Below are 360 nucleotides of genomic sequence, written 5' to 3'. Positions count from 1 at the left end.
TCGCTGTAAAGGTGAGTGTTGATCCTTTGCTATCACCTGCGTTAAATGATGTCGAAGATGCGATAAAGGTGGAATTTCCTTTTCCCCCATCGACTTTACCGGCGGTCAATGTCACAGTGGCTTCAAGAGTTCCAACAGCAACAGAAGAAACCTTCGGTGTAATTTTATAAGTTCCGACAAGCGTGCCTTGCAATGTAGCTACATAAATGCCGCTTTGAGCCGGTGTCTCTTGAATGTTCGACAGAATAACCTTGCTCTCATCCGGCTTGTTACCGCCCCCGTCAACAATGTCAAAAGCAAGGTCATTGCCTAATCCTGCAACAAGATTGCCATAAGCATCCTTCGCTGTAAAGGTGAGTG

1 protein-coding gene is annotated in these 360 nt (G+C 46.1%); it reads right to left on the bottom strand.

Translation table 11 applies throughout. The features are described from left to right. Positions 1 to 360: invasin domain 3-containing protein (locus H3S94_RS11785; RefSeq protein WP_198241185.1), on the bottom strand; the 360-nt coding region annotated here is incomplete at both ends.

Origin of the sequence: Bartonella sp. B10834G3 (genome assembly GCF_016102505.1) — a bacterium.
Taxonomy (GTDB): domain Bacteria; phylum Pseudomonadota; class Alphaproteobacteria; order Rhizobiales; family Rhizobiaceae; genus Bartonella; species Bartonella choladocola.
The sequence above is the reverse complement of the archived record's forward strand: the minus strand, read 5'-3'. Positions and strand labels throughout refer to the sequence as shown.